Origin of the sequence: Streptomyces sp. NPDC085946 (assembly GCF_044540485.1) — a bacterium.
Classification (GTDB): Bacteria; Actinomycetota; Actinomycetes; order Streptomycetales; family Streptomycetaceae; genus Streptomyces.
In genome coordinates this window covers 99,036-118,508 of sequence record NZ_JBITSF010000021.1, presented here as the reverse complement: position 1 = coordinate 118,508, position 19,473 = coordinate 99,036, and the positions used below count along the sequence as shown (strand labels likewise).

Annotated in this window: 20 protein-coding genes and 1 pseudogene; 13 read left to right on the top strand and 8 right to left on the bottom strand. The window is 75.9% G+C overall.

All coding sequences use genetic code 11. From position 1 onward, the window contains the following. Nucleotides 1–36 precede the first annotated feature (36 nt). Nucleotides 37–1,221, top strand: a complete 1,185-nt coding sequence (ccrA, locus tag ACIF8T_RS31935; RefSeq protein ID WP_400039869.1) for a crotonyl-CoA carboxylase/reductase — start codon at nucleotides 37–39, stop codon at nucleotides 1,219–1,221. 132 nt (nucleotides 1,222–1,353) lie between these two features. Here ccrA and ACIF8T_RS31930 read toward each other — a convergent pair whose 3' ends face one another. The 3 genes from ACIF8T_RS31930 to ACIF8T_RS31920 form a co-directional block, all read right to left on the bottom strand. Further along, a complete protein-coding gene (locus ACIF8T_RS31930) occupies nucleotides 1,354–2,196 on the bottom strand; it encodes a 4'-phosphopantetheinyl transferase superfamily protein (RefSeq protein WP_400039834.1) in 843 nt (280 codons plus the stop codon). 198 nt (nucleotides 2,197–2,394) lie between these two features. Then, complete coding sequence (locus tag ACIF8T_RS31925; RefSeq protein ID WP_400039832.1) at nucleotides 2,395–3,873, bottom strand: class I adenylate-forming enzyme family protein; 1,479 nt, start codon at nucleotides 3,871–3,873, stop codon at nucleotides 2,395–2,397. Next, nucleotides 3,873–4,124, bottom strand: a complete 252-nt coding sequence (locus tag ACIF8T_RS31920; RefSeq protein WP_351839143.1) for an acyl carrier protein — start codon at nucleotides 4,122–4,124, stop codon at nucleotides 3,873–3,875. Before ACIF8T_RS31920 ends, ACIF8T_RS31925 begins: the two co-directional genes overlap by 1 nt. Before the next feature lie 327 nt (nucleotides 4,125–4,451). Between ACIF8T_RS31920 and paaA the strand changes: the two are divergent. The 9 genes and pseudogenes from paaA to kynU all read left to right on the top strand — a co-directional run. After that, nucleotides 4,452–5,435 (top strand): annotated as a pseudogene (paaA, locus tag ACIF8T_RS31915) (1,2-phenylacetyl-CoA epoxidase subunit PaaA); the annotation flags it as partial. Between the two features lie 428 nt (nucleotides 5,436–5,863). Next, nucleotides 5,864–6,175, top strand: a complete 312-nt coding sequence (gene paaB, locus ACIF8T_RS31910) for a 1,2-phenylacetyl-CoA epoxidase subunit PaaB (RefSeq protein ID WP_400039830.1) — start codon at nucleotides 5,864–5,866, stop codon at nucleotides 6,173–6,175. A gap of 7 nt (nucleotides 6,176–6,182) precedes the next feature. Further along, on the top strand, nucleotides 6,183–6,956 hold the full coding sequence (gene paaC / locus ACIF8T_RS31905) for a 1,2-phenylacetyl-CoA epoxidase subunit PaaC (protein WP_400039868.1): 774 nt from the start codon (nucleotides 6,183–6,185) through the stop codon (nucleotides 6,954–6,956). Nucleotides 6,957–7,021: 65 nt separating this feature from the next. Next, nucleotides 7,022–7,525, top strand: a complete 504-nt coding sequence (paaD, locus tag ACIF8T_RS31900; RefSeq protein ID WP_400039867.1) for a 1,2-phenylacetyl-CoA epoxidase subunit PaaD — start codon at nucleotides 7,022–7,024, stop codon at nucleotides 7,523–7,525. 13 nt (nucleotides 7,526–7,538) lie between these two features. Next, nucleotides 7,539–8,759: a 2Fe-2S iron-sulfur cluster-binding protein gene (locus ACIF8T_RS31895; protein ID WP_400039828.1), complete on the top strand. Its 1,221-nt coding sequence runs from the start codon at nucleotides 7,539–7,541 to the stop codon at nucleotides 8,757–8,759. A gap of 54 nt (nucleotides 8,760–8,813) precedes the next feature. Then, nucleotides 8,814–9,590 carry an SDR family oxidoreductase gene (locus ACIF8T_RS31890; protein WP_400039827.1) on the top strand — a complete coding sequence of 259 codons (777 nt, stop codon included), beginning with the start codon at nucleotides 8,814–8,816 and terminating at the stop codon, nucleotides 9,588–9,590. 101 nt (nucleotides 9,591–9,691) lie between these two features. Then, nucleotides 9,692–10,540 carry a tryptophan 2,3-dioxygenase gene (locus tag ACIF8T_RS31885; protein ID WP_400039825.1) on the top strand — a complete coding sequence of 283 codons (849 nt, stop codon included), beginning with the start codon at nucleotides 9,692–9,694 and terminating at the stop codon, nucleotides 10,538–10,540. Then, nucleotides 10,530–11,378: an alpha/beta hydrolase family protein gene (locus tag ACIF8T_RS31880; RefSeq protein ID WP_400039823.1), complete on the top strand. Its 849-nt coding sequence runs from the start codon at nucleotides 10,530–10,532 to the stop codon at nucleotides 11,376–11,378. Before ACIF8T_RS31885 ends, ACIF8T_RS31880 begins: the two co-directional genes overlap by 11 nt. Then, a complete protein-coding gene (gene kynU / locus ACIF8T_RS31875) occupies nucleotides 11,375–12,607 on the top strand; it encodes a kynureninase (RefSeq protein ID WP_400039821.1) in 1,233 nt (410 codons plus the stop codon). Before ACIF8T_RS31880 ends, kynU begins: the two co-directional genes overlap by 4 nt. Nucleotides 12,608–12,673: 66 nt before the next feature. On the opposite strand, the gene ACIF8T_RS31870 is transcribed toward kynU, so the two are convergent. Continuing rightward, complete coding sequence (locus ACIF8T_RS31870) at nucleotides 12,674–13,393, bottom strand: MBL fold metallo-hydrolase (RefSeq protein WP_400039819.1); 720 nt, start codon at nucleotides 13,391–13,393, stop codon at nucleotides 12,674–12,676. A gap of 152 nt (nucleotides 13,394–13,545) precedes the next feature. Between ACIF8T_RS31870 and ACIF8T_RS31865 the strand changes: the two genes are divergently transcribed. Continuing rightward, nucleotides 13,546–14,154, top strand: a complete 609-nt coding sequence (locus ACIF8T_RS31865) for an ABATE domain-containing protein (protein ID WP_400039818.1) — start codon at nucleotides 13,546–13,548, stop codon at nucleotides 14,152–14,154. Between the two features lie 66 nt (nucleotides 14,155–14,220). Here ACIF8T_RS31865 and ACIF8T_RS31860 read toward each other — a convergent pair whose 3' ends face one another. From ACIF8T_RS31860 to ACIF8T_RS31850, 3 genes are all read right to left on the bottom strand, one after another. Then, nucleotides 14,221–14,643 (bottom strand): hypothetical protein, encoded by a 423-nt coding sequence (locus tag ACIF8T_RS31860; RefSeq protein WP_400039816.1) that lies wholly within the window; start codon nucleotides 14,641–14,643, stop codon nucleotides 14,221–14,223. A gap of 26 nt (nucleotides 14,644–14,669) precedes the next feature. Beyond that, a complete protein-coding gene (locus tag ACIF8T_RS31855; protein ID WP_400039814.1) occupies nucleotides 14,670–15,866 on the bottom strand; it encodes a globin domain-containing protein in 1,197 nt (398 codons plus the stop codon). A gap of 75 nt (nucleotides 15,867–15,941) precedes the next feature. Continuing rightward, nucleotides 15,942–16,385: an RrF2 family transcriptional regulator gene (locus tag ACIF8T_RS31850; RefSeq protein WP_400039813.1), complete on the bottom strand. Its 444-nt coding sequence runs from the start codon at nucleotides 16,383–16,385 to the stop codon at nucleotides 15,942–15,944. Between the two features lie 149 nt (nucleotides 16,386–16,534). Between ACIF8T_RS31850 and ACIF8T_RS31845 the strand changes: the two genes are divergently transcribed. Beyond that, nucleotides 16,535–16,930 carry a cupin domain-containing protein gene (locus tag ACIF8T_RS31845; RefSeq protein ID WP_400039811.1) on the top strand — a complete coding sequence of 132 codons (396 nt, stop codon included), beginning with the start codon at nucleotides 16,535–16,537 and terminating at the stop codon, nucleotides 16,928–16,930. A 13-nt stretch (nucleotides 16,931–16,943) separates the two neighbouring features. Here the strand turns inward: ACIF8T_RS31845 and ACIF8T_RS31840 are convergent, their stop codons facing one another. Further along, entirely contained in the window at nucleotides 16,944–17,282 is a 339-nt protein-coding gene (locus ACIF8T_RS31840) for a hypothetical protein (protein WP_400039809.1), read from the bottom strand. Nucleotides 17,283–17,786: 504 nt separating this feature from the next. Here ACIF8T_RS31840 and ACIF8T_RS31835 point away from each other — a divergent pair. Continuing rightward, nucleotides 17,787–19,304, top strand: coding sequence for a glycoside hydrolase family 43 protein (locus ACIF8T_RS31835; RefSeq protein ID WP_400039807.1), 1,518 nt, complete (start codon nucleotides 17,787–17,789; stop codon nucleotides 19,302–19,304). The last annotated feature ends 169 nt before the right edge of the window (nucleotides 19,305–19,473 follow it).

Here is a 19,473-nt window from a genome sequence, read left to right as displayed (position 1 = left end):
ACCAGAGAGCTCTACGAACTCGGCGACGCCCCCGAGATGGGCACCGTGCCGAAGAAGATGTACGCCTCGCTGATCCGCCGCGAACGCTACGGGCAGCCCGTCGACGCCTTCCGCACCGAGGTGGTCGACGTGCCCCCGGTCGGACGCGGGCAGGTGCTCGTCAAGGTGATGGCGGCCGGGGTCAACTACAACAACGTCTGGGCGTCCCTGGGACATCCGCTCGACGTGATCGCGGCCCGGCAGAAGGCCGGCGCCACCGAGGACTTCCACATCGGCGGCTCCGACCTGTCCGGCGTCGTGTGGGCCGTCGGCGAGGGGGTGCGGGACGTCGAGCTGGGCGACGAGGTCGTCGTCCTGGCCAGCCGGTGGGACGAGACGGCCGAGGACATCCGCCTCGGCGCCGACCCGGCCTTCTCCACCACCCAGCGCGTGTGGGGGTACGAGGAGAACTACGGCTCCTTCGCCCAGTTCGCCGTCGTCGACGACTACATGTGCCACCCCAAGCCCGCCCGCCTGTCCTGGGCGGAGTCCGCCTGCTACATGGCGACGGCCGCCACCGCCTACCGCCAGCTCTTCGGCTGGGAGCCGCACACCGTCCGGCCCGGCGACCCGGTGCTGATCTGGGGCGGCGCCGGCGGTCTGGGCTGCATCGCCATCCAGCTCGTACGGCACGTCGGCGGCATCCCGGTCGCGGTCGTCTCCAGCGAGGAGCGCGGCGAGTTCTGCATGAAGCTCGGCGCCCAGGGGTGGATCGACCGGCGCGAGTTCGACCACTGGGGCCGGATGCCCGACACCTCCGACGAGGCGGCGATGGCCCGCTGGCTGAGCGGCGCGCGGGCCTTCGGGCGGCGCTTCTGGGAGGTGCTCGGCGAGCGCCGCAGCCCGCGGATCGTGCTGGAGCACTCCGGCGCCGACACCATCCCCACGTCCATGTACCTGTGCGCCAACGGCGGCATGGTCGTCATCTGCGGCGGCACCACCGGCTACAACGGCGACGTGGACCTGCGCTTCCTGTGGATGCGGCAGAAGCGGCTGCAGGGCTCGCACGTGGCCAGCGCCCGCGAGGCCCGCGAGGTGACCCGGCTGATCGACCAGGGCTTCGTCGACCCGTGCCTGTCCCGGACGTTCGGCTTCGAGGAGATCGGCCTGGCGCACCAGCTGATCCACGACAACCGGCACCCGGCCGGCAACATGGCGGTCCTGGTCAACGCGCGGGCCTGACAGCGGAACACGGCCCCTGCCCCGCGCGTGGAGCGCGGGGCAGGGGCCGTGTTGTGGTCGGTGGTCGGTGGCCGGTGGCCAGGGCCGGGTGGCGCGGCCGTGGGCCTGCCGCCGGCGGGCAGTGGCCGGTCGTCAGAGGTCGGCGGCCGGTCGTCGGCGGCCGGCCCAGCCCAGCACCGTGCTGAAGACGCCCGCGCCGACCGCGACCACGTCGACGTGCACGGCGAGCGCCGGGTCCGCCCGCGCCCCGATCCGCAGCCCGTGGGCGAGCGGCTGGGCCCGCAGGTCGCGCAGGGTCCTCAGCGCGCCGGCGGGAAGGGCCCGGGGACCGGTGTGCAGGGCCTTCCACGCGGCCTCCTTCGCCGAGAACAGCGAGGTCACCGACCACGGCGCCGCCCCGGGCCCGGGAGTGCGCAGCAGTTCCTCCTCGTCCTCGCGCAGGACGAGGCGCGCCGCCCGGGCGGGCAGGGGACGCAGCTCCAGATCGCAGCCGAGCGGGGTGTCCCGGCCCGGTGCCCGGGCCACGGCCACCGCGACCCCGGCGCTGTGCGTGATCGACGCCGCCCGTCCGGGCGGGAACACCGGCAGGCGGCCCGCCCGCGGGATCTCCCCGCAGTCCAGCCCCACCGCGCGCAGTGCGCGCCGCGCCGCGAGCCGCCCGGCCAGGAACTCCCGCCGCCGCCGCGGCGGCATCACCGCGGCGGCGGCCTCCTCGGCGGGCCCGGCGGGCCGGGCCTCCGGATCCGAGGCGAGGGCGACGCCCAGGCCGAGGCCGGCCGCCGCCCACACCGGCCGGTGGGGGAGCAGGCGGGCGGCCGGGTCGGGTAGTTCCTCGGCCGTCGCCGGTGAGGAGGGTGGCGGGGTGGTCCCGTCGGTCTCCGGGCCGGCCGTGCGGCCGGTGTTTTCCTCGGCGGGCCGGGCGGCAGCGTTCCCCGGGTGCGGGGTGACGGTGACGCCCGGCCCGAGGCCGCCCACCGCCCACGGGGGTCGGGGTGGGTGCGGTGGGGTGGCCGGGTGGGGTGCCGTGCCGGAGGGTTCCCCGGACGCGGCCCACGAGGGTGGCTGCGGGCCCGGCCGAGCGGCCCCGCCGGGCCCCGGACCGACCGCCACGCCGGGCAGCGGGCCCGGGGGACGGCCGGCCGTGGGGGCGGGGCACTGGCGCGGACGCACTCGTCAGACCCGCAGCAGCTTCTTGACGATCTTCCCGGCGGGGTTGCGGGGCACCTGCTCGATGAACTCCACCCGCCGCGGGCGCTTGTAGGGCGCGAGCCGCTGTCCGACGTGGGCGAGCAGGTCCGCGGCCCGCGTGTCCGGCTCGGCGACGACGTACGCCAGCGGCACCTCGCCGTAGTCCTCGTCGGGCATGCCGACGACCGCGGCGTCGCGGACCGCCGGGTGGGACATCAGGGCGCGTTCGATCTCCGAGGGGTACACGTTCTGCCCGGCCCGGATGATGACGTCCTTGGTGCGGTCCACGAGGTGGATGCGGCCCGCCTCGTCGACGAACCCCAGGTCGCCGGTCCTGATCCAGCCGTCCAGGGTGATCTCGCGGGTGGCCTCGGGATCGTTCCAGTAGCCCTGCATGACGCCCGGCCCGCGCACCACGATCTCGCCGATCTCGCCGCGGGGCAGGTCCCGCCCGGCCCCGTCGACCGCGCGGGCGGACATGCCGGGCACGACCCGTCCGCAGGGGATGCGGGCGGTGACGTCCCCCGGCGCCGGGTGCTCGTCGGGACCGAGGGTGACGAACGGGCCGCCGACCTCCGTCATGCCGTAGACCTGGCGGAAACCGCAGCCGAGGCGCTCCACGGCGTCGGCGTACACGTCCAGGGGCATGGGGGCGGCGCCGTACAGGACCTCCCGCAGCGAGGACAGGTCGGCGCGGGCGGCGCCCTTGGCCTGGAGCATGAAGCGGAGCATCTGCGGGACCAGCCACATGTGGGTGGCGCGGTGCTCCTCCACCGCGGCCAGCGCCCGCTGCGGGGTGAAGCCGGGCATGAGGACGACGGTGGCGCCGGCCGCCAGGTAGGTCAGGGACACCACCATGCTGCCGTGGTACAGCGGGCAGCAGTTGACCATGACGATGTCGTCGGTGGGCCGGGCCATGACCAGCCAGCCCAGCGCGATGGCGCGGAACGAGGCGCTGTCCACCGTGACGCCCTTGGCCCGGCCCGTGGTCGCCGACGTGTGCAGCACGGCGATCGGGTCGGTGTCGGCCACCTCGGGCAGGTCCCGCTCGGCGGCCAGCGTGCCCAGGGCCTCGAACGCCGGCTTGTCCAGCGCCATCCTGATCCGCACCGACTCGGGCAGCTCGGGGTGCCGGTCCAGCAGCTCCGACTCGCCGAGCACGGCCACCGCGCCGACGCGCTCCACGATGCCGGCGACCTCGGGCACGGCCAGGCTGTGGTTCAGCGGGACGAACAGCGCGCCGAGCCGGGCGAGCGCGAAGTACGCCTCCAGGACCTCGATGCGGTCCTTGGACAGCACCGCGACGCGGTCACCGCGCCCGATGCCGAGGTCGGCCAGCCCCCGTGCCAGTTCGAGCACGCGGTCGTGGAACTGCGTCCAGGTCAGCCGGCGCTGCTCGTCGATCAGCGCCAACCGGTCCGGATAGCACTGGCGGTTGCGCTCCAGCAGCTGGTTCAGCCACATCACGCACCGCCGGCGCCGGCGGTGGAACGCTCGGCGGTGAACCGCTCGTAGTCGGCGATCGTGCGCAGCTTCTCCATGTCGTCGGCGGTGATCTCCACGCCGAGCCGCTGCTCGACGAGGAGGACGAGACGGACCAGGTCGCCGGAGTCGATGCCGCTCGCGGCGAGGTCGGTGTCGTCACCGATCCGCTCGGCGTCGGCGAACTCGGCGGTGCCGGTGAGTTCGACCAGCAGCTCCCTGATGGTGCTCATGCTTTCCCCTTTCGCCGCGGCCGGCGGCCGGCGAGCGGATCTCGTGGGTGCCTTGTCACCCCAGCAAGAGGGCCGCGCGCCGGGGCGCAATCCCCGCGGTCCCGCGTGACCTTTGTCACGCGTCCGCACCGGCCGGCACGGGGATAGCGGGGCCCGTGCGCGGCCTCTTTCCCGGGCGGAGGCCGCACCCGCCGCCCGCCGCGACGCGCCGGGCGCGCCGGAGCCCGAGGAGTGCCAAGGAGTGATGCCAGTGCCCAGGCCATACGTCCGGTCCGAGGGCCGGTACGTGCCCACCGCCGCGGCGGGGACCGGCTGCGGGGGCGCCGCATGAGCGCACAGCCGACCGACACCGCGCCCGCCCCGCAGGACGAGCTGCTCGCGCACTTCGACGGCCTCGTCGCGGCGGGGGAGACCGTCGAGCCCCGCGACTGGATGCCCGACGGCTACCGCAGGATGATGCTCCGTCAGATCGCCCAGCACGCGCACTCCGAGATCATCGGCATGCAGCCGGAGGGCGCCTGGCTCACCCGGGCGCCCTCGCTGTACCGCAAGTCGGTGCTCATCGCCAAGGTCCAGGACGAGGCCGGGCACGGCATGTACCTCTACTCCGCCGCCGAGACGCTGGGCGTGGACCGGGCCGACCTGCTCGACGCCCTGCACCGGGGGCAGCAGCGGGCCTCGGCGACGTTCAACCACCCCGCGCTGACGTGGGCCGACACCGGCGCCATCGCCTGGCTGACGGACGGCGCCGCGGTCATCAACCAGGCGCCCCTGTGCCGCACGTCCTACGGGCCGTACGCCCGGGCGATGCGCCGCGTCTGCCAGGAGGAGGCCTTCCACGTGCGGCAGGGCTACGACCTGCTGCGCGCCCTGTGCGAGGGCACGCCGGAGCAGAAGGCGATGGCCCAGGACGCGGTGAACCGCTGGTGGCTGCCGGCCGTGGCGCTGATGTTCGGCCCGCCCGACACCGAGGCGGGCGGTGTCGACAGCCGCACCGCGGCCCTCGGCGCCGCGGTCTCCCGCCGGGCCATGGCCTGGGGCATCAAGCGCCACACCAACGACGAACTGCGCCAGCGCTTCGTCGACGGCTGCGTCCCCCAGGCCGAACGCCTCGGACTCACCCTCCCGGACCCGGCGATCCGCTGGAACGAGGAACGCGGCCACTACGACTTCACGCCGGTCGACTGGGACGTCTACCGCGCGGCGCTCGGCGACGACACGCACTGGTCCCGGCAGCGCATCGCGCACCGGCGCGCGGCGCACGAGGACGGCGCCTGGGTGCGGGAGGCGTCCGCCGCGTACGCCGCACGCTTCCCGGCCGGCGGACCACCGCCCGCGGAGCCGGCCGACGGGCCGCCCGCACCGGGCCCGGTCCCGCAGGCGGCCCCGGCCGCGGGCACGGACGCGGTGGAGGCGGCGGGCACGGACCCGGCGAGCGAGGCCGCGGGCACGGACGCTGCGGTCGAAGCCGCGGGCACGGCTGAGGCCGGGGCCGTGAGGACGGCTGCGGTCGGAACCGTGCAGACGGCTGCGGCCGGAGCCGTGAAGACGGAAGCGGCCGGGACCCTGGACACGGACACGCACGCGGACACGCACGCGGACACGGACACGCACGCGGACACGGACACGCACACGGACACGCACACGCACGCCGACATGGACACGGACGCCGGTCCGGCCGAGGCCGCGGACCCGGTCGTCGTGACCGGGGCCGCGCGCGCCCGGGCGGGTGAGCGCCGATGAGCCCGCAGCGGGAGGGCGCTCCGGCGTCCTGGGAGGTCTTCCTCAGGCCGCGCCGCGGCCTCGCCCACCAGCACGTGGGCTCCGTGCGCGCCGCCGACGCCGACACGGCCCTGCTGCGGGCCCGCGACCTGTACACCCGGCGCGGCGACCCGCTGTCGCTGTGGGTGGTCCGCTCGGACGCCGTGCACGCGGCCTCCCCGGACGAACGCGACCCGTTCTTCGCGGGCGCCCGGCACAAGCCCTACCGGTATCCGGAGCAGTTCGCGCCGCTGACCGAGAAAGGCCCTGAAGGTGACCACATCGACTGACCCGGCCGTGGCCGCGGACACCGGCCGCGTCGACGCCCACCTCGCCGTGCACCTGCTGCGCCTCGGCGACGACGCGCTCGTCCTCGGACAGCGGCTGTGCCAGTGGATCACGCGGGCACCGGCCATCGAGGAGGACATGGCCCTGTCCAACATCGCCCTCGACCTGATCGGCCACGCCCGCACGCTGCTCACCCTCAGCGGCCGCGTCGACGGAACCGGCCGCACCGAGGACGAGTTCGCCTTCACCCGCTCCGACCGGGAGTTCACCAACGCCCTGCTGACCGAGCTGCCCAACGGGGACTTCGCGGTGACCGTCGCGCGGCAACTGGCGTACACCCACTACGCGGTCCTCCACTACGAGGCCCTGGCCGGTTGCGCGGACCCCCGGCTGGCCGGCTTCGGCGAACGGGCCGCCAGGGAGGTGGCCTTCCACCGGATGCACGCCGACAACTGGACGCTGCGGCTGGGCCTGGGCACCGCCGAGAGCTCCCGCCGCATGCAGCGCGGCCTGGAACGGGTGTGGCCCTACACCGCCGAGCTGTTCGACGAGGACGAGGTCCTGCGCCACCTCGTGGCGGCGGGCACGGTCCCCTCGCCGGCCCCGCTGCGCCCGGAGTGGGAGCGGCGCGTGAGCGAGGTCGTGACCCGGGCGGGTCTGACCGTGCCGGCACCGGGCTGGCAGGCCCGCGGCGGACGCACCGGCCTGCACACCGAGGAGTTCGGGCCGCTGATCGCCGAAATGCAGTCGGTGCACCGGCAGTTCCCGGGAGGCCGCTGGTGAACGGCCGTACCCCCTCGGTGACGCGACGCGCGCCGGCCCGGACGGCGGCCCCGGCGCCCCGGCCCGTGACGGCCCTGCGCCCCGCCCGCACGGCGGCGGAGGTCCGGGCCCTGGTGGAGGCGCTGCCCGACCCGGAGCTGCCGATGATCGGCCTCGGCGACCTCGGCGTGATCCGCTCGGTCGCCCCGGCCGCCGACGGCGTGCTCGAAGTGGAGATCACCCCGACCTACCTGGGCTGCCCGGCGCTGCCCGTGATCGTCTCGGCGGTCCGCGACGTGCTCGCCGCGAGCGGCCACCCCGGAGGGCGGGTGCGGCAGGTGCTGTCCCCGGCGTGGACGCCGGAGCGCATCACGGCCGCCGGCCGGGAGAAGCTCGCCGCCCACGGCATCGCCCCGCCCGTCCCCGTACCGGCCGGCGGTCCGGTCGCCGTCGGCCTGGCCCGGGTGCCCTGCCCGCACTGCGGCTCGCGCGCCACCCGGCCGCACAGCCCCTTCGGGCCGGCCCGCTGCCAGTCGGTACTGCGGTGCACGGCCTGCCAGGAACTCTTCCCCCACCTCGGCGCGCTGTGAGGCGGACCAGACCATGAACACCACCGACGCCCCCCGGACGACCGCTGCCGCTCCGGGCCCGGCCGGCACCACCGCCGACGCACCCGCCCCGGCCACCACCCCGCCCGTCACACCCCCTCCCGCCCCCCGCCCCGGACCCCTCGTCCAGCCGGTGCCCGCGGGCCGGCGCACCGGCTGGCACCGCCTCGTCACCGCCGAGGTCCGGCACGTGCCCGGGGACGCGGTCGCGATCACCCTGGAGGTGCCCGAGCCCCTGCGCGAGGTCTTCGCCCACCGGCCCGGCGACCACGTCGTGGTCCGGCACCACCGCGCCGGCACGGAACTGCGCCGCAGCTACTCGGTGTGCCCCCCGCCCGACGACCCGGCCGCCCTGCGCCTGGTCGTCCGGCGCGGCGCCCCCGACGGCTTCGGCGCCCACGCCGCCACCGCCCTGGCGCCGGGCGACGTCCTCGAACTCTCCCCGCCCGTCAGCGCCTTCGCCCTGCCCCGGCAGCCCGGCGGCCACCACGTGCTGATCGCGGGCGGCTCGGGCATCACCCCCCTCGCCGCCATGGCCGCCGCCGCGCTGCGCGAGGACCCCGCCTGCCGCGTCTCCCTGGTCCACTCGGTCCCGACGTCCGCCGACGCCCTGCTCGCCGACGAACTGGCCGGCCTGAAGGACGCGTTCGTCGACCGCCTCACCGTCCTGTACGTCCTCACCCGGGAGGAGCACGGCAGCGGCCTGCCGGGCGGGCGGATCGACGAGGTGAGCCTCCCGCGCCTGCTCGGCGCGGTCGACGCCCGCCCCGGCCCCGGCACCGCCTTCGCCCTGTGCGGCCCGGGCGGCCTGGTCGCCGCACTGCACCGGGCGCTGACGGCGTGGGGCGCCGACCCGGCCCTGATCCGCTCGGAGTCCTTCACGCCCGCCGGCACCCCCCGGCGGAGCGCCCCGCCCCGCCCGGCGGACGCCCCGCACCGCACCCGTGTCACCGCCCTGCTCGGCGGCCGCCGCCGCCTCGCGACCGCCGGACCCGAGGACACCACGCTCCTCGACGCCTTGCTGCGCTCCCACCCCGACGTGCCCTACGCCTGCCGGGAGGGCGTGTGCGGCAGCTGCCGGGCCCGCGTCGTGTCCGGCCGGGTGACGGCAGGCCCCCAGCACGCCCTGGACGCCGGGGAACTCGCCGCGGGCTACACGCTCGTGTGCCGGGCCCGGCCGCTCGGCACCGACCTCACCCTCGACTTCGACGCCTGACCCGGCGCACGCCCGTGGCGGAGCCGGTCCCCACTCACCCGAAGGAGAAAGACGTTGACCATCACCCTGCGGCACGAGGGCAAGACCGCCCTGGTCACCGGAGGAAGCCGCGGCATCGGGCGGGCCGTCAGCCGCCGCCTGGGCCGCGAGGGCGCCCTCGTCGCCGTCCACTACGGCCACGACCGGGCGGCGGCCGAGCGCACGGTCAAGGAGATCGAGGCCGACGGCGGCCGGGCCTTCCCCGTCCACGCCGAACTCGGCGTCCCCGGCGACGCCGACACGCTCTGGGAGGCCTACGACCGGGCCCTGGCCGCACAGGACGCGGCACCCGGCGTGGACATCCTCGTCAACAACGCCGGCATCACCCTCCCGCGCCGCATCGCGGACGTCACCGAGGCGGACTACGACCGGGTGTTCGCCGTCAACACCAAGGCGCCGTTCTTCATCGTGCAGCGCGGACTGGACCGGCTGCGCGACGGCGGCAGGATCGTGAACGTCTCCTCGGTGGCCACCCGCGTCGCCTTCCCCCCGATCGTCGCCTACACCATGACCAAGGCCGCCCTGGACTACCTCACCCTGACCCTCGCGCAGGAGCTCGGCCCCCGGGGCATCACGGTGAACAGCGTCGCGCCCGGCTACACCGAGACGGAGATCAACCCCACGCTGAGCATCCCGGAGATCCGCCAGAGGTACTCGGACGCCTCCGTCTTCGGCCGGCTCGGCGCCCCCGCGGACATCGCCGACGTCGTGTCCTTCGTGGCGAGCGACGAGGCCCGCTGGGTGACCGGCCAGTGGATCGACGCCTCCGGCGGCGTCCACCTCGGCGTATGAGACGGCCGCCCGCGGCCCCGCTTCCCCGCACCGTGCGACCGGTGGCCCCCGCCCCGGCCGCACGGCCGCGCCCCCGGCCGACGGCAGCACTAGGAGATGCCATGACCGACCGCACGTCCGCCCCGCCCGCCGTGGACGACGCCGACCCGCTGACCCAGCCCTTCCCGGGCGCGAGCCCCTACGACACGTACGTGCACGCGACCGTCCTCAACACGCTGCAGCAGCCCCTCACCGAGGCCCCGGACGAGATGGGGTTCCTGGTCACCACCCAGGTGATGGAGCTGTGGTTCACCCTGATCGTCCACGAGTGGCGCACCGCCAGGACGGCCTTCGCCAAGGACGACCTGGACGCGGCCCTGGACGCGCTGGTGCGCAGCCGCCGCGCCCTGACCGCCCTCAACGCCGCCTGGGCGCCGATCGCGTCGCTGACACCCGGCCAGTTCAACGGCTTCCGGGCCGCGTTCGGCAGGGCCTCCGGCTTCCAGTCGGCGATGTACCGGCACATGGAGTTCCTGCTGGGCGAGAAGTCCGCCGGGATGCTCCGCCTCCACCAGGGCGACGCCGCCGTCCACGAGGCGCTCGGCGAGACCTACCGCGAGCCGTCCCTGTACGACGAGGTGCTGCGCTTCCTGCACCGCCGGGGCCTGCCGGTCCCCGAGCACGTCCGGGAACGGGACGTGACCCACCTGTACGGCCCGGACCCGGACGTGGTCGAGGCGTGGCGGCAGGTGTACGCGGGCCCGCCGCACCACCCGCTGCTCACCCTCGGCGAACTGCTCACCGACATCGCCGAACTCGTCGCGCGCTGGCGCTTCGACCACGTCATGGTGGTACGCCGCGCCATGGGGACCAAGAGCGGCAGCGCCGGCTCCACCGGGCTGGCCTGGCTGGAGCAGCGGGCGGCCCGCCCGGTCTTCCCGGAGCTGTGGGAGGTGCGCGGTGGCGTCTAGGACCATCTCCGCCTTCGCGGCCGAGGAGGAGCGGCGGGTGCTGAGCCTGAAGCCGGTCCTGGCGCCCGCGCACGGCCGCTACGGGGACCACCCGCACCAGGTCTACGACGCCTGGCCCGCCGACGACCCGGACGCCCCGCTGGTGATCCTGCTGCACGGCGGCTACTGGCGCTACGACCGCATGCACCTGACCCCCTTCGCGGCCTACCTCTCCCGGCAGGGCTTCGACGTCCTGCTGCCCGGCTTCCGCCGCTCCGGCGGCGCCGGCGGCTACCCGGAGACCTTCGACGACGTCGCGCGGATCGTGGACACCCTGCCGCAGGGGCGGCCGTACGTCCTGGCGGGGCACTGCTCGGGCGGCCACCTCGCCCTGTGGTGCGCGGCCCGCGGCCTGCTGCCGCCCGGCTCGCGCTGGCACACCCGGGTCCTGCCCACCGCCGTGCTGGCCCTCGCCCCGCTCACGGACCTGACCGCCACCCGCCGCGACGACCTCAGCGACGGCGCCGCCCTGCAACTCCTCGGCGGCGAGGACGTGTTCGAGGAGCGGCTGCCCTCCGTCGACCCCCTCACCCTGCTGCGCGGCGCGGGCACGACCGGCGTCCCCACCGTGCTGCTGCACGGAGCCGCCGACGAGGAGGTCCCGCTCACCCAGTTCGCCGACTACGCGTCCGTGCACCGCGATCTGCGGACCGTCGTGCTGCCCGGCACGGGCCACTACACGCTCATCGAACCGGGTGCGCCCGGCGCCCGCGCGGTCGCCGACACCCTGGGGGAGATGGCGGCCGCGTTCGGCGCACGACGTCCGGACGACGACAGCGGAAAGGTCCCGCAGACGTGACGACCGCTCCCACCGCACTCGACGAGCAGGCCGCGCGGCTCGACGCCGACGACGTCCTGGCCCCCTTCCGTGACCGCTTCCTCCTCCCGGACGGCGTCGTCTACCTCGACGGCAACTCCCTGGGCGCCCTGCCCGCCGCCGTCCCCCGGGCCCTCACCGACGTCGTGACCCGGCAGTGGGGGACCGACCTGATCCGCTCCTGGGAGACCAACGGCTGGTGGGCCGCACCCCTGCGGGTGGGCGACGCCGTCGGCCGCCTCCTCGGTGCCGCGCCCGGGCAGACGGTGGCGGGCGACTCCACCAGCGTGCAGCTGTTCACCGCGCTCAGCGCCGCGTCGGCACTGCGCCCCGGCCGGACGCTGCTGGTCACCGACCCCGGCCATTTCCCCACCGACCGGTACCTGGCCCGGGCGGTGGCCGGCCGCCAGGGCCTCGAAACACGCTGGGTCCCTCCGGCCGGCCTGGCCTCGTTCCTGGCCGCCGAGGGCGACCGCGTCGCCGTGGTCAGCTACTCGCCCGTCGACTTCCGCACCGGCGAGCTGCACGACATGCGGGCGGTCACCGAGGCCGCGCACCGGGCCGGCGCCCTGGTGGTGTGGGACCTGTGCCATGCCGCCGGTGCTCTTCCCCTGCACCTCGACGCCCTCGGCGTGGACTTCGCCGTCGGCTGCGGCTACAAGTTCCTCAACGGCGGCCCCGGCGCCCCCGCCTACCTCTACGTGGCCCGGCGCCACCACGAGGCGTTCGAGACGCCGCTGCCCGGCTGGACCGGTCACGCCGACCCCTTCGGCATGGGCCGTGACTACGCGCCCGCGCCGGGCGTGGGCCGTGCCCGGATCGGCACGCCGCCCATCCTGTCCCTGCTCTCCCTGGAGGCCGCGCTCACCGTCTTCGACGACGTCGACCTGGCGCAGGTGCGCGCCAAGAGCCTGTCCCTCACCGGCTTCTTCCTGGACTGCGCGGCCGCACTCCTCGCCCCGCTGGGCTTCGAGTCCGTCACGCCCGCCGACCCCGCACGCCGCGGCAGCCACGTCGCCCTGCGCCACCCGCACGCCGGAGGCCTGACCCGGGCCCTGGCGGACCACGGCGTGATCATCGACATGCGGCCCCCGGACCTCCTGCGCTTCGGCGTGAACGCCCTCTACACCACCCACCGGGAACTCCTCACCGCCGCCCACCGCCTGCGCGGCATCGTCGAGCAGGGCGCCTACGAGGAGTCGCCGGCGTAGGGACACCCGGCGGGAGGCAGGCCTCCGGGACGGCGGGCCGCCCGTGCGGCCGGGCAGGGTCTGGCCTCAGGCGTTCCGCCCCCAGTCCAGGCGGTCGGCCAGGCCGGCGGCGCCGAAGGCGGCCTCCAGCGCGTCGCGGCCCTCCGTGAAGTGGGCCCAGCCGTCGTAGTGCACGGGCACGACCCGGCGGGCGCCGAGCAGGCGCGCGGCCTCGGCGGCCTGCGCGCTGTCCAGGACGAGCGGCGCGCCGTCGAAGAGGACGGGGAAGCGGGGGGCTCCGGCGAAGAGGAGGGCGGTGTCCACCGGGGCGAAGCGCCCGGCGATCTCCTCGACCACGTCGAGGGAGGCGTTGTCACCGCTGACGTACACGGTGGGCAGGCCCTCGCCGGTCAGGACGAACCCGACGACCTGGCCGGTGAACGGCTCCGTCTCCTCACGCGTGCCGGGGCCGTGCAGGGCGGGCACGGCGGTCACGGTGACCGTGCCGCCGCCGGGGCGGTCCAGCTCCGCCGACTCCCAGTCGGCCAGGCCCCTGGCCTTCCCGCCCAGGCGCCCGGCGCCGCCGGTGGTGGTGAGCGTGAGCGGGACGTCCGCGAGCAGGGCCCGGCCGGAGCGGTCGAGGTTGTCGGCGTGCTCGTCGTGCGAGAGCAGCACCACGTCGACCGGACCGAGGCCGGCGGGCGTCGCGGCGGAGGGCGCGGTCTTGGTCAGGAGCGGGCCGGCCGTGGGGTAGTCGCCGGGCCCGTCGAAGGTCGGGTCGGTCAGGAAGCGCAGGCCGCCGTACACGAAGAGGGCGGTGGGCCGCCGAAGGTGCGGACCGGGACCCGGTCGGCGAGGTGCTGGGACATGGACGAGTGTTCCTCACGGATGGATGTCGTGTTTTCCGTGAGGGAACCTATGCGGGCATCACGGAAAAAGGCAAGGGCTACCATGAGGACATGGAAGAGACCGTGGCCGCCGACCTGGCGCGGGCCGCTCTGCCCCCGGCTCCGGGCACCGACCGCTACCGCTCCCTGGACTTCGCCGACACCGCCGCGACCCTCCCCGGCGGCCAGGGCTACGACCTGCTCGCCGCCCCCGGCTCCGCCGTGCGCTGGCTCGCCGCCCACCGGCTGACCACCCCGGAGGTCCGGCTGTACGACGTGTGCGCGCGGCGCATGCGCACCCTGCGCGACCACGTACGAGCCCTCTTCGCCGCCCGCGTCGAGGGCGCCGCCCCGCCCGAGCGGTCCCTGCACGCGGTGAACGCGGCGCTGACGGCCGTGCCCACGGCACCCCTGCTCGCCTGGGACGCGACGCGGGGGCCGTGCCGCGTCGAGGCCCACCCCACCGACCAGGCCGTGAACCACGCGCTGGCGGTCCTCGCCGCCGACGCCGCCGACCTGCTCACCGGCCCGGACGCCGGCCTCCTCGCCGCGTGCGGCTCCCCGCCCTGCGACCGGTTCCTGCTGCGCACCCACGGCCGCCGCCACTGGTGCTCCACCCGCTGCGGCGACCGCGCCCGCGCCGCCCGCGCTTACGCCCGGCGCGGCGGCACCCCGCGATGACGGACCGGCCCCGGCGGGGCGGCCTCGCCGGGCCGCCCCGCCGGGGCCGGTCGCACCACGCCGTGCTCAGACCGTGAGGCTCTCGATCCCCAGCGCGAGGAGAACCAGGACCTTGACCGTCTCCGCGGCCACGTACAGGAGGTGGGCGCGGGAGCGGGGCAGTTCCTCACCGGCGAGCACCCGGTCCGAACGGCGGTTGAGGCGCGGCCGGATCACGAGCAGCTGCGCGGCGAGCACGAGCGCGGCGACCGCGGTGAGCACCGCCACGGAGGCGGGGCCTCCGCCGGCCGCCGTCAGCGCGATCACGGCGGCGGCCAGCAGCGTCTCGACGCGGTTGAGCGCGCGGAAGACCAGGCGGCCGATGCCGAGCCCGAGGGGCACGGTGACGCCGGGTGCCCGGAACTTCAGCGGCGCCTCCAGGAAGGAGATGGCCAGGACCATCCCGAGCCACACGAAGGTGACGGCGGCCGCGGCGGCGGTGGTGTCCATGGGCGCTTCCTTTCGTTCGGTCCGTTCTACTCGCCGGCGAGCCAGAGGTCGGGCCCGAAGACCTCGTAGTGGATCGACCGGGCGGGGACGCCGCGGCGGAGGAGGTCGCCGCGTACGGCGCGCATGAACGGCAGCGGGCCGCACAGGTAGGCGGTCAGCCCTTCGGGGAGGTCGAGCGCGCTCACGTCGGCCAGGCCGCGCCGTGCCTGCGGCGCGAGGTCGCCCGGCTCCTCGTACCACAGGTGGAGCCGGGCGCCCGGGACCGCCCGGACGAGCCGGAGCTGCTCGTCGCGGTGGGCGTGGTCGGCGGGGGTGCGGTCGGCGTGCAGCACGGTCACCGGGCGGGCGGTGCCCCCGGCCGCCAGCCGGCCGAGCATCGACAGCATCGGCGTGACGCCGATCCCGGCGGAGGCCAGCAGCAGCGGCCCGTCGCCCTCCGGCAGCACCAGGTCGCCGAACGGCGCGGAGACGGTCAGCACGTCACCGGCCCGGGCGTGCTCGTGCAGCCAGGACGACACCTCGCCCTCGGGGCCCGCACCGCCGCGCAGGCGCTTGACGGTGATGCGCCACTGCGGGTCGCCGGGTGCGCGGGAGAGGCTGTACTGGCGTATCTGGCGGGCGCCGTCCGGGAGTTCGACCCGCACGCTGACGTACTGGCCCGGGCGGAAGGGGCCGGCCGGGGCGCCGTCGGTGCGGCGCAGGACGAACGAGACCGCGTCGGGGGTCTCCTCGCGCCGCTCGACGATCTCCATCGGGCGCCACGTCCGCCCGTCGGGGGTACCGGACTCCTGGTAGAGCCGGGTCTCCAGGGCGATCAGCGCGTTGGCCATCAGCCAGTAGACCTCGTCCCAGGCGGCGGCCACCTCCTCGGTGACGGCGCCGCCGAGGACGTCGCCGATCGCGGCGAAGAGGTGGTGGTGGACGAGCGCGTACTGGTCGGCGGTGATGCCGAGGGAGGCGTGCTTGTGGGCGATCCGGGTGAGCAGGGCGTCCGGCCGGGTCCCGGGGTGGTCGAGCAGCATGCCCGCGAAGGCCGCGACGGAGCCCGCCAGGGCCTTCTGCTGGTCGCCGCCGGCCTGGTTGCCGCGGTTGAAGAGGTCCCTCAGGAGCTCGGGGCGGTCGGCGAAGAGCTTGGCGTAGAACAGCTCGGTGATCTCGCCGAGGGACGCCCCGACGACGGGCAGGGTGGCGCGGACGACCGGGGTGGCCTGCTCGGACAGCACGGCGACTCCTTAATTGGTATGTGACATTCGTGTTTTACGGCGTGTGTGGCCGGTCCGTGTCGGGCGGGCCGCGGGTCACCCGGGGCGGTGGCCGACGAGTCCGACGAGGACGGGTCCGGTCGGGGAGGTCACCAGGTCGGCCACGGTGAGCGGGTCGAGCGTGGCGTAGAAGGCCTCCTGCGCGTCGCGCAGCGCCTGGCGCAGGCGGCACGCCCCGCGCAGCGGGCAGGGCGAATCGCCCTCGCAGGCGACGACCTCGCCCTCGCCCTCCAGCTCCCGCACCAGCCAGCCGACGGAGGCGTGACGGCCCAGGGGGGTGAGCGCCAGTCCGCCGCCGCGGCCCCGCCGGGCCTCCAGCACGCCGAGGTGCTGCAGGCGGGTGACGGCCTTCGCCATGTGCGTGGCGGGCACGCCCATGGCCTCCGCCACCTCCCGGGTGGTCGGGGAACCGTCCTGCTCGGAGACCGCCAGGCGCATCACGGCACGCAGCGCCAGGTCGGTGAACTTCGTCAGCCGCACACCCGGACGCTAGCAAATGCGCATGTTAGATTCCTGTTTGATCCGTCCTCGGGTGGTGTGCGGTACGTCACGGACCCGGCACCCTCCCTCCCGGGGGCCGGACGACCGGCGCCGGGCGGCGGGAGGTGCGTAGGGGATGGTGACGGTTCATGACTGACGCGGAGGCCCCCACCGGGGCGGACGACGGGCCCGTTCCGCGGGTCCTGTGCCACACGGAGTCGCTCGCCGCCGAGCCGGCGGGGACCGGCGCGCTGTGGCGGCTGGCCGAGCCGGGACGCCAGCTCGACGCCAACCTCGTCCGCGTCCCGCCCCACGGGCACATCGGCACCCACCGCGAACCGGACCTCGACGTCCTGCTGCTCGTCGTCGCCGGCGACGGCACCCTCGGCTCGGCACCGGGCCCGCAGCGGCTGACCCCCGGCAGCCTGGTCTGGCTGCCGCACGGCAGCGCCCGCAGCCTGACCGCGGGGGAGGACGGCCTGTCGTACGTGACGGTCCACCGCCGCCGGGCGGGCCTGTGGATCGGGACCCGGCCCGACGGATGAGCACGCCCGCCGGTCAGGCGCCGGGGCCGTGCGCGGCAGGGGCCTCCAGTACGTCCACGGCGGCGCCCCGCACCCGCACCGAGCCGTCGCCGGAGGCGAGCAGCGCCAGACGGGCGCGCGCCCGGCCGCCGTCCGGGGGCAGGGCTCCGGCGGCCTCCGCCCACCGGAGGAGACCGGCGGCGGCGTGGTGACGGACCGGCTCGTGCGGGTCGTCCAAACCCTGTACCGGACGCCGTACGTCCTCGCGGGCGGTGCGGGTGTCGCCGTCCTCCGGGCCGAGCAGCGACAGGGCGGCGGCCCGGACCTCTCCGGAGGGCGCCTCGCCGGCCCGGCGACCGCCGACGGCCCGCACTCGTCGCGATCACGCGCAGGACCGCCGGGCGGCCCGTCCGCGCGGCGGTCGGTCCCCTCGGGGCCCGGCGTGCCGCAGCCGTCCCCGGACCGCGCCCCCGGCCTCACGGACCCGCGCGCCGCGTGCCGCGCGGGTCCCTCGCCGAGGGCCGCGCCCGGGCAGGACGCGGCGTGGTGGCGGTACCGGCCCGCTCGGGGCGTGCGTCCTGACCGGGGACGGACGGTTCCGCCGCGGAGGCCGGGTCCCTCGGCGGAGGACGGCGTGACCACGGGTGCTCCGACGCTCCCGACGGGTCCGGCCGGCAGCACCGAGCCGGAAGTCCACGAGGGCGTGGGACCGGCGTCCCGGGCCGGCGGACGGCCCGGGACGGGGACCAGCGGGGCGGACGCCGGGACGGTCGGTCATCATGTCCCGGGTGCGGGTGTCGTGTTCGACGCGGAAAGCCGTCGAACGCACCGGCCCCGCCGAGCATCCGCTGCCGGAAGACAGCGGGGAGAGGACCTCATGAGAGTGTCGAGCACGCCCGGGACGCGCAGCACCGTCCGCAATCCCGTGATCCCCGGCTTCCACCCCGATCCGTCCATATGCCGGGCGGGCGACGACTATTACCTGGCCTGCTCCAGCTTCGAGTACTTCCCGGGTGTGCCCCTCTTCCACAGCCGGGACCTGGTGCACTGGACCCAGATCGGCAACGCCCTGGACCGTCCGAGCCAGTTGCGCCTGCCGCCGGACTCGCCTTCCTCGGGCGGCGTCTACGCGCCCACGCTGCGGTACCACGACGGCCGCTTCTGGCTGATCGTCACCAACGTCAGCGGCGACGGGAACCTGCTGTTCACGGCCACCGACCCGGCCGGACCCTGGTCCGACCCCGTCCGGCTGCCCGGAGTGCACGGCATCGACCCCGACCTCGCCTGGGACGACGACGGCACCTGCTGGTGCACCACCGCCGGAGTCGCGCAGGTCCGCATCGATCCCCGCACCGGGGAGACGTCCGGCCCGCAGCGCCGCATCTGGTCCGGCACGCCCGGCGCCAAGGCCCCCGAAGCCCCGCACCTCCACCACATCGGCGACTACTGGTACCTGTTCATCGCCGAGGGCGGCACCGAGCGCTGCCACGGCGTCTCGGTCGCCCGCGGCCGCACCCCCGACGGCCCGTTCGAGCCGTGCCCGGCCAACCCGATCCTGACCCACCGCGGCACCGACCACCCCGTCCAGAACACCGGCCACGCGGACCTGGTCCAGGCCCCCGACGGGTCGTGGTGGATGGTGCTGCTCGGCGTGCGGCCGGGCGGCGGCACCCCCGGCTGGCACGTCCTCGGCCGGGAGACCTTCCTGGCACCGGTCGACTGGGCCGACGGCTGGCCGGTGGTGGGCGACCTGCCGTCCGTCCTGCCCGAGCCCGCCTGGCCGCTGCACCCCGTCGCCGCCGCACCGGCCCGCGACGACTTCGACCTGGGCGAACTGCCCCCGCACTGGGTCTCGTTGCGCCACCGGCCCCCGGAGGACTGCACCACCGGGGAACGGCCCGGCTGGCTGACCCTGCGCGCCCGCGGCGCCTCGCTCGACGACCCCGGCGTCACCTTCGTCGGCAGGCGCCAGCAGCACCTCTCCTGCCGCGTGCGCGCCCTGGCCGACGTGTCGGAGGGGAGCGGCGGCCTGGCCGTCCGCCTCGACGAACAGCACCACTACGACCTCGAGGCATCGCCCGGCGAGGTGCGGGTGCGCGCCCGGATCGGTCCGCTGAGCACCGTGGTGGCATCCCGGCCGGCACCGCCCGGACCCGTACGGCTGCGCATCGAGGTGACCGCCGCGGACGCGGTGAACGACCCGCGCACCGGCCCCGACACCGTCACGTTCGGCATCGAGGAACCGGACGGCACCTTCACCGCCCTCGCCGCACTGGACGGCAAGTACCTGTCCACCGAGGTCGCCGGCGGCTTCACCGGCCGTGTCATCGGCATGTACGCCGCGACCGGCACCGCGCGCTTCGACTGGTTCGACTACGAACCCCTCACGAGCTGAGCCCTCACGCGCGGCGCCCGTCCTCTCCCGTGGCGGTGACGCGCAGGCGCGGCACCCGCGTCGACCGCGTTGCCCCGCGGGGGCGTCAGCGGGCCGGAAGGCGGACCCCCACCGGCCGGGGCGTCCCCCGGCGACCGAGCCGTGCCGGTCCACCGGGAGGACGTTCGCG

Bases quoted from the DNA above. Each gene is read 5' to 3' on its own strand.
- ACIF8T_RS31925 (WP_400039832.1), bottom strand. From the start codon at position 3,873: ATGTGGCTGAACCAGCTGCTGGAGCGCAACCGCCAGTGCTATCCGGAC.
- ACIF8T_RS31865 (WP_400039818.1), top strand. From the start codon at position 13,546: ATGGAAGAGACCGTGGCCGCCGACCTGGCGCGGGCCGCTCTGCCCCCG.
- ACIF8T_RS31860 (WP_400039816.1), bottom strand. From the start codon at position 14,643: ATGGACACCACCGCCGCCGCGGCCGCCGTCACCTTCGTGTGGCTCGGG.
- ACIF8T_RS31845 (WP_400039811.1), top strand. From the start codon at position 16,535: ATGACTGACGCGGAGGCCCCCACCGGGGCGGACGACGGGCCCGTTCCG.
- ACIF8T_RS31920 (WP_351839143.1), bottom strand. From the start codon at position 4,124: ATGAGCACCATCAGGGAGCTGCTGGTCGAACTCACCGGCACCGCCGAG.
- ACIF8T_RS31835 (WP_400039807.1), top strand. From the start codon at position 17,787: ATGAGAGTGTCGAGCACGCCCGGGACGCGCAGCACCGTCCGCAATCCC.
- ACIF8T_RS31885 (WP_400039825.1), top strand. From the start codon at position 9,692: ATGACCGACCGCACGTCCGCCCCGCCCGCCGTGGACGACGCCGACCCG.
- paaB (WP_400039830.1), top strand. From the start codon at position 5,864: ATGAGCCCGCAGCGGGAGGGCGCTCCGGCGTCCTGGGAGGTCTTCCTC.
- ccrA (WP_400039869.1), top strand. From the start codon at position 37: ATGGGCACCGTGCCGAAGAAGATGTACGCCTCGCTGATCCGCCGCGAA.
- ACIF8T_RS31895 (WP_400039828.1), top strand. From the start codon at position 7,539: ATGAACACCACCGACGCCCCCCGGACGACCGCTGCCGCTCCGGGCCCG.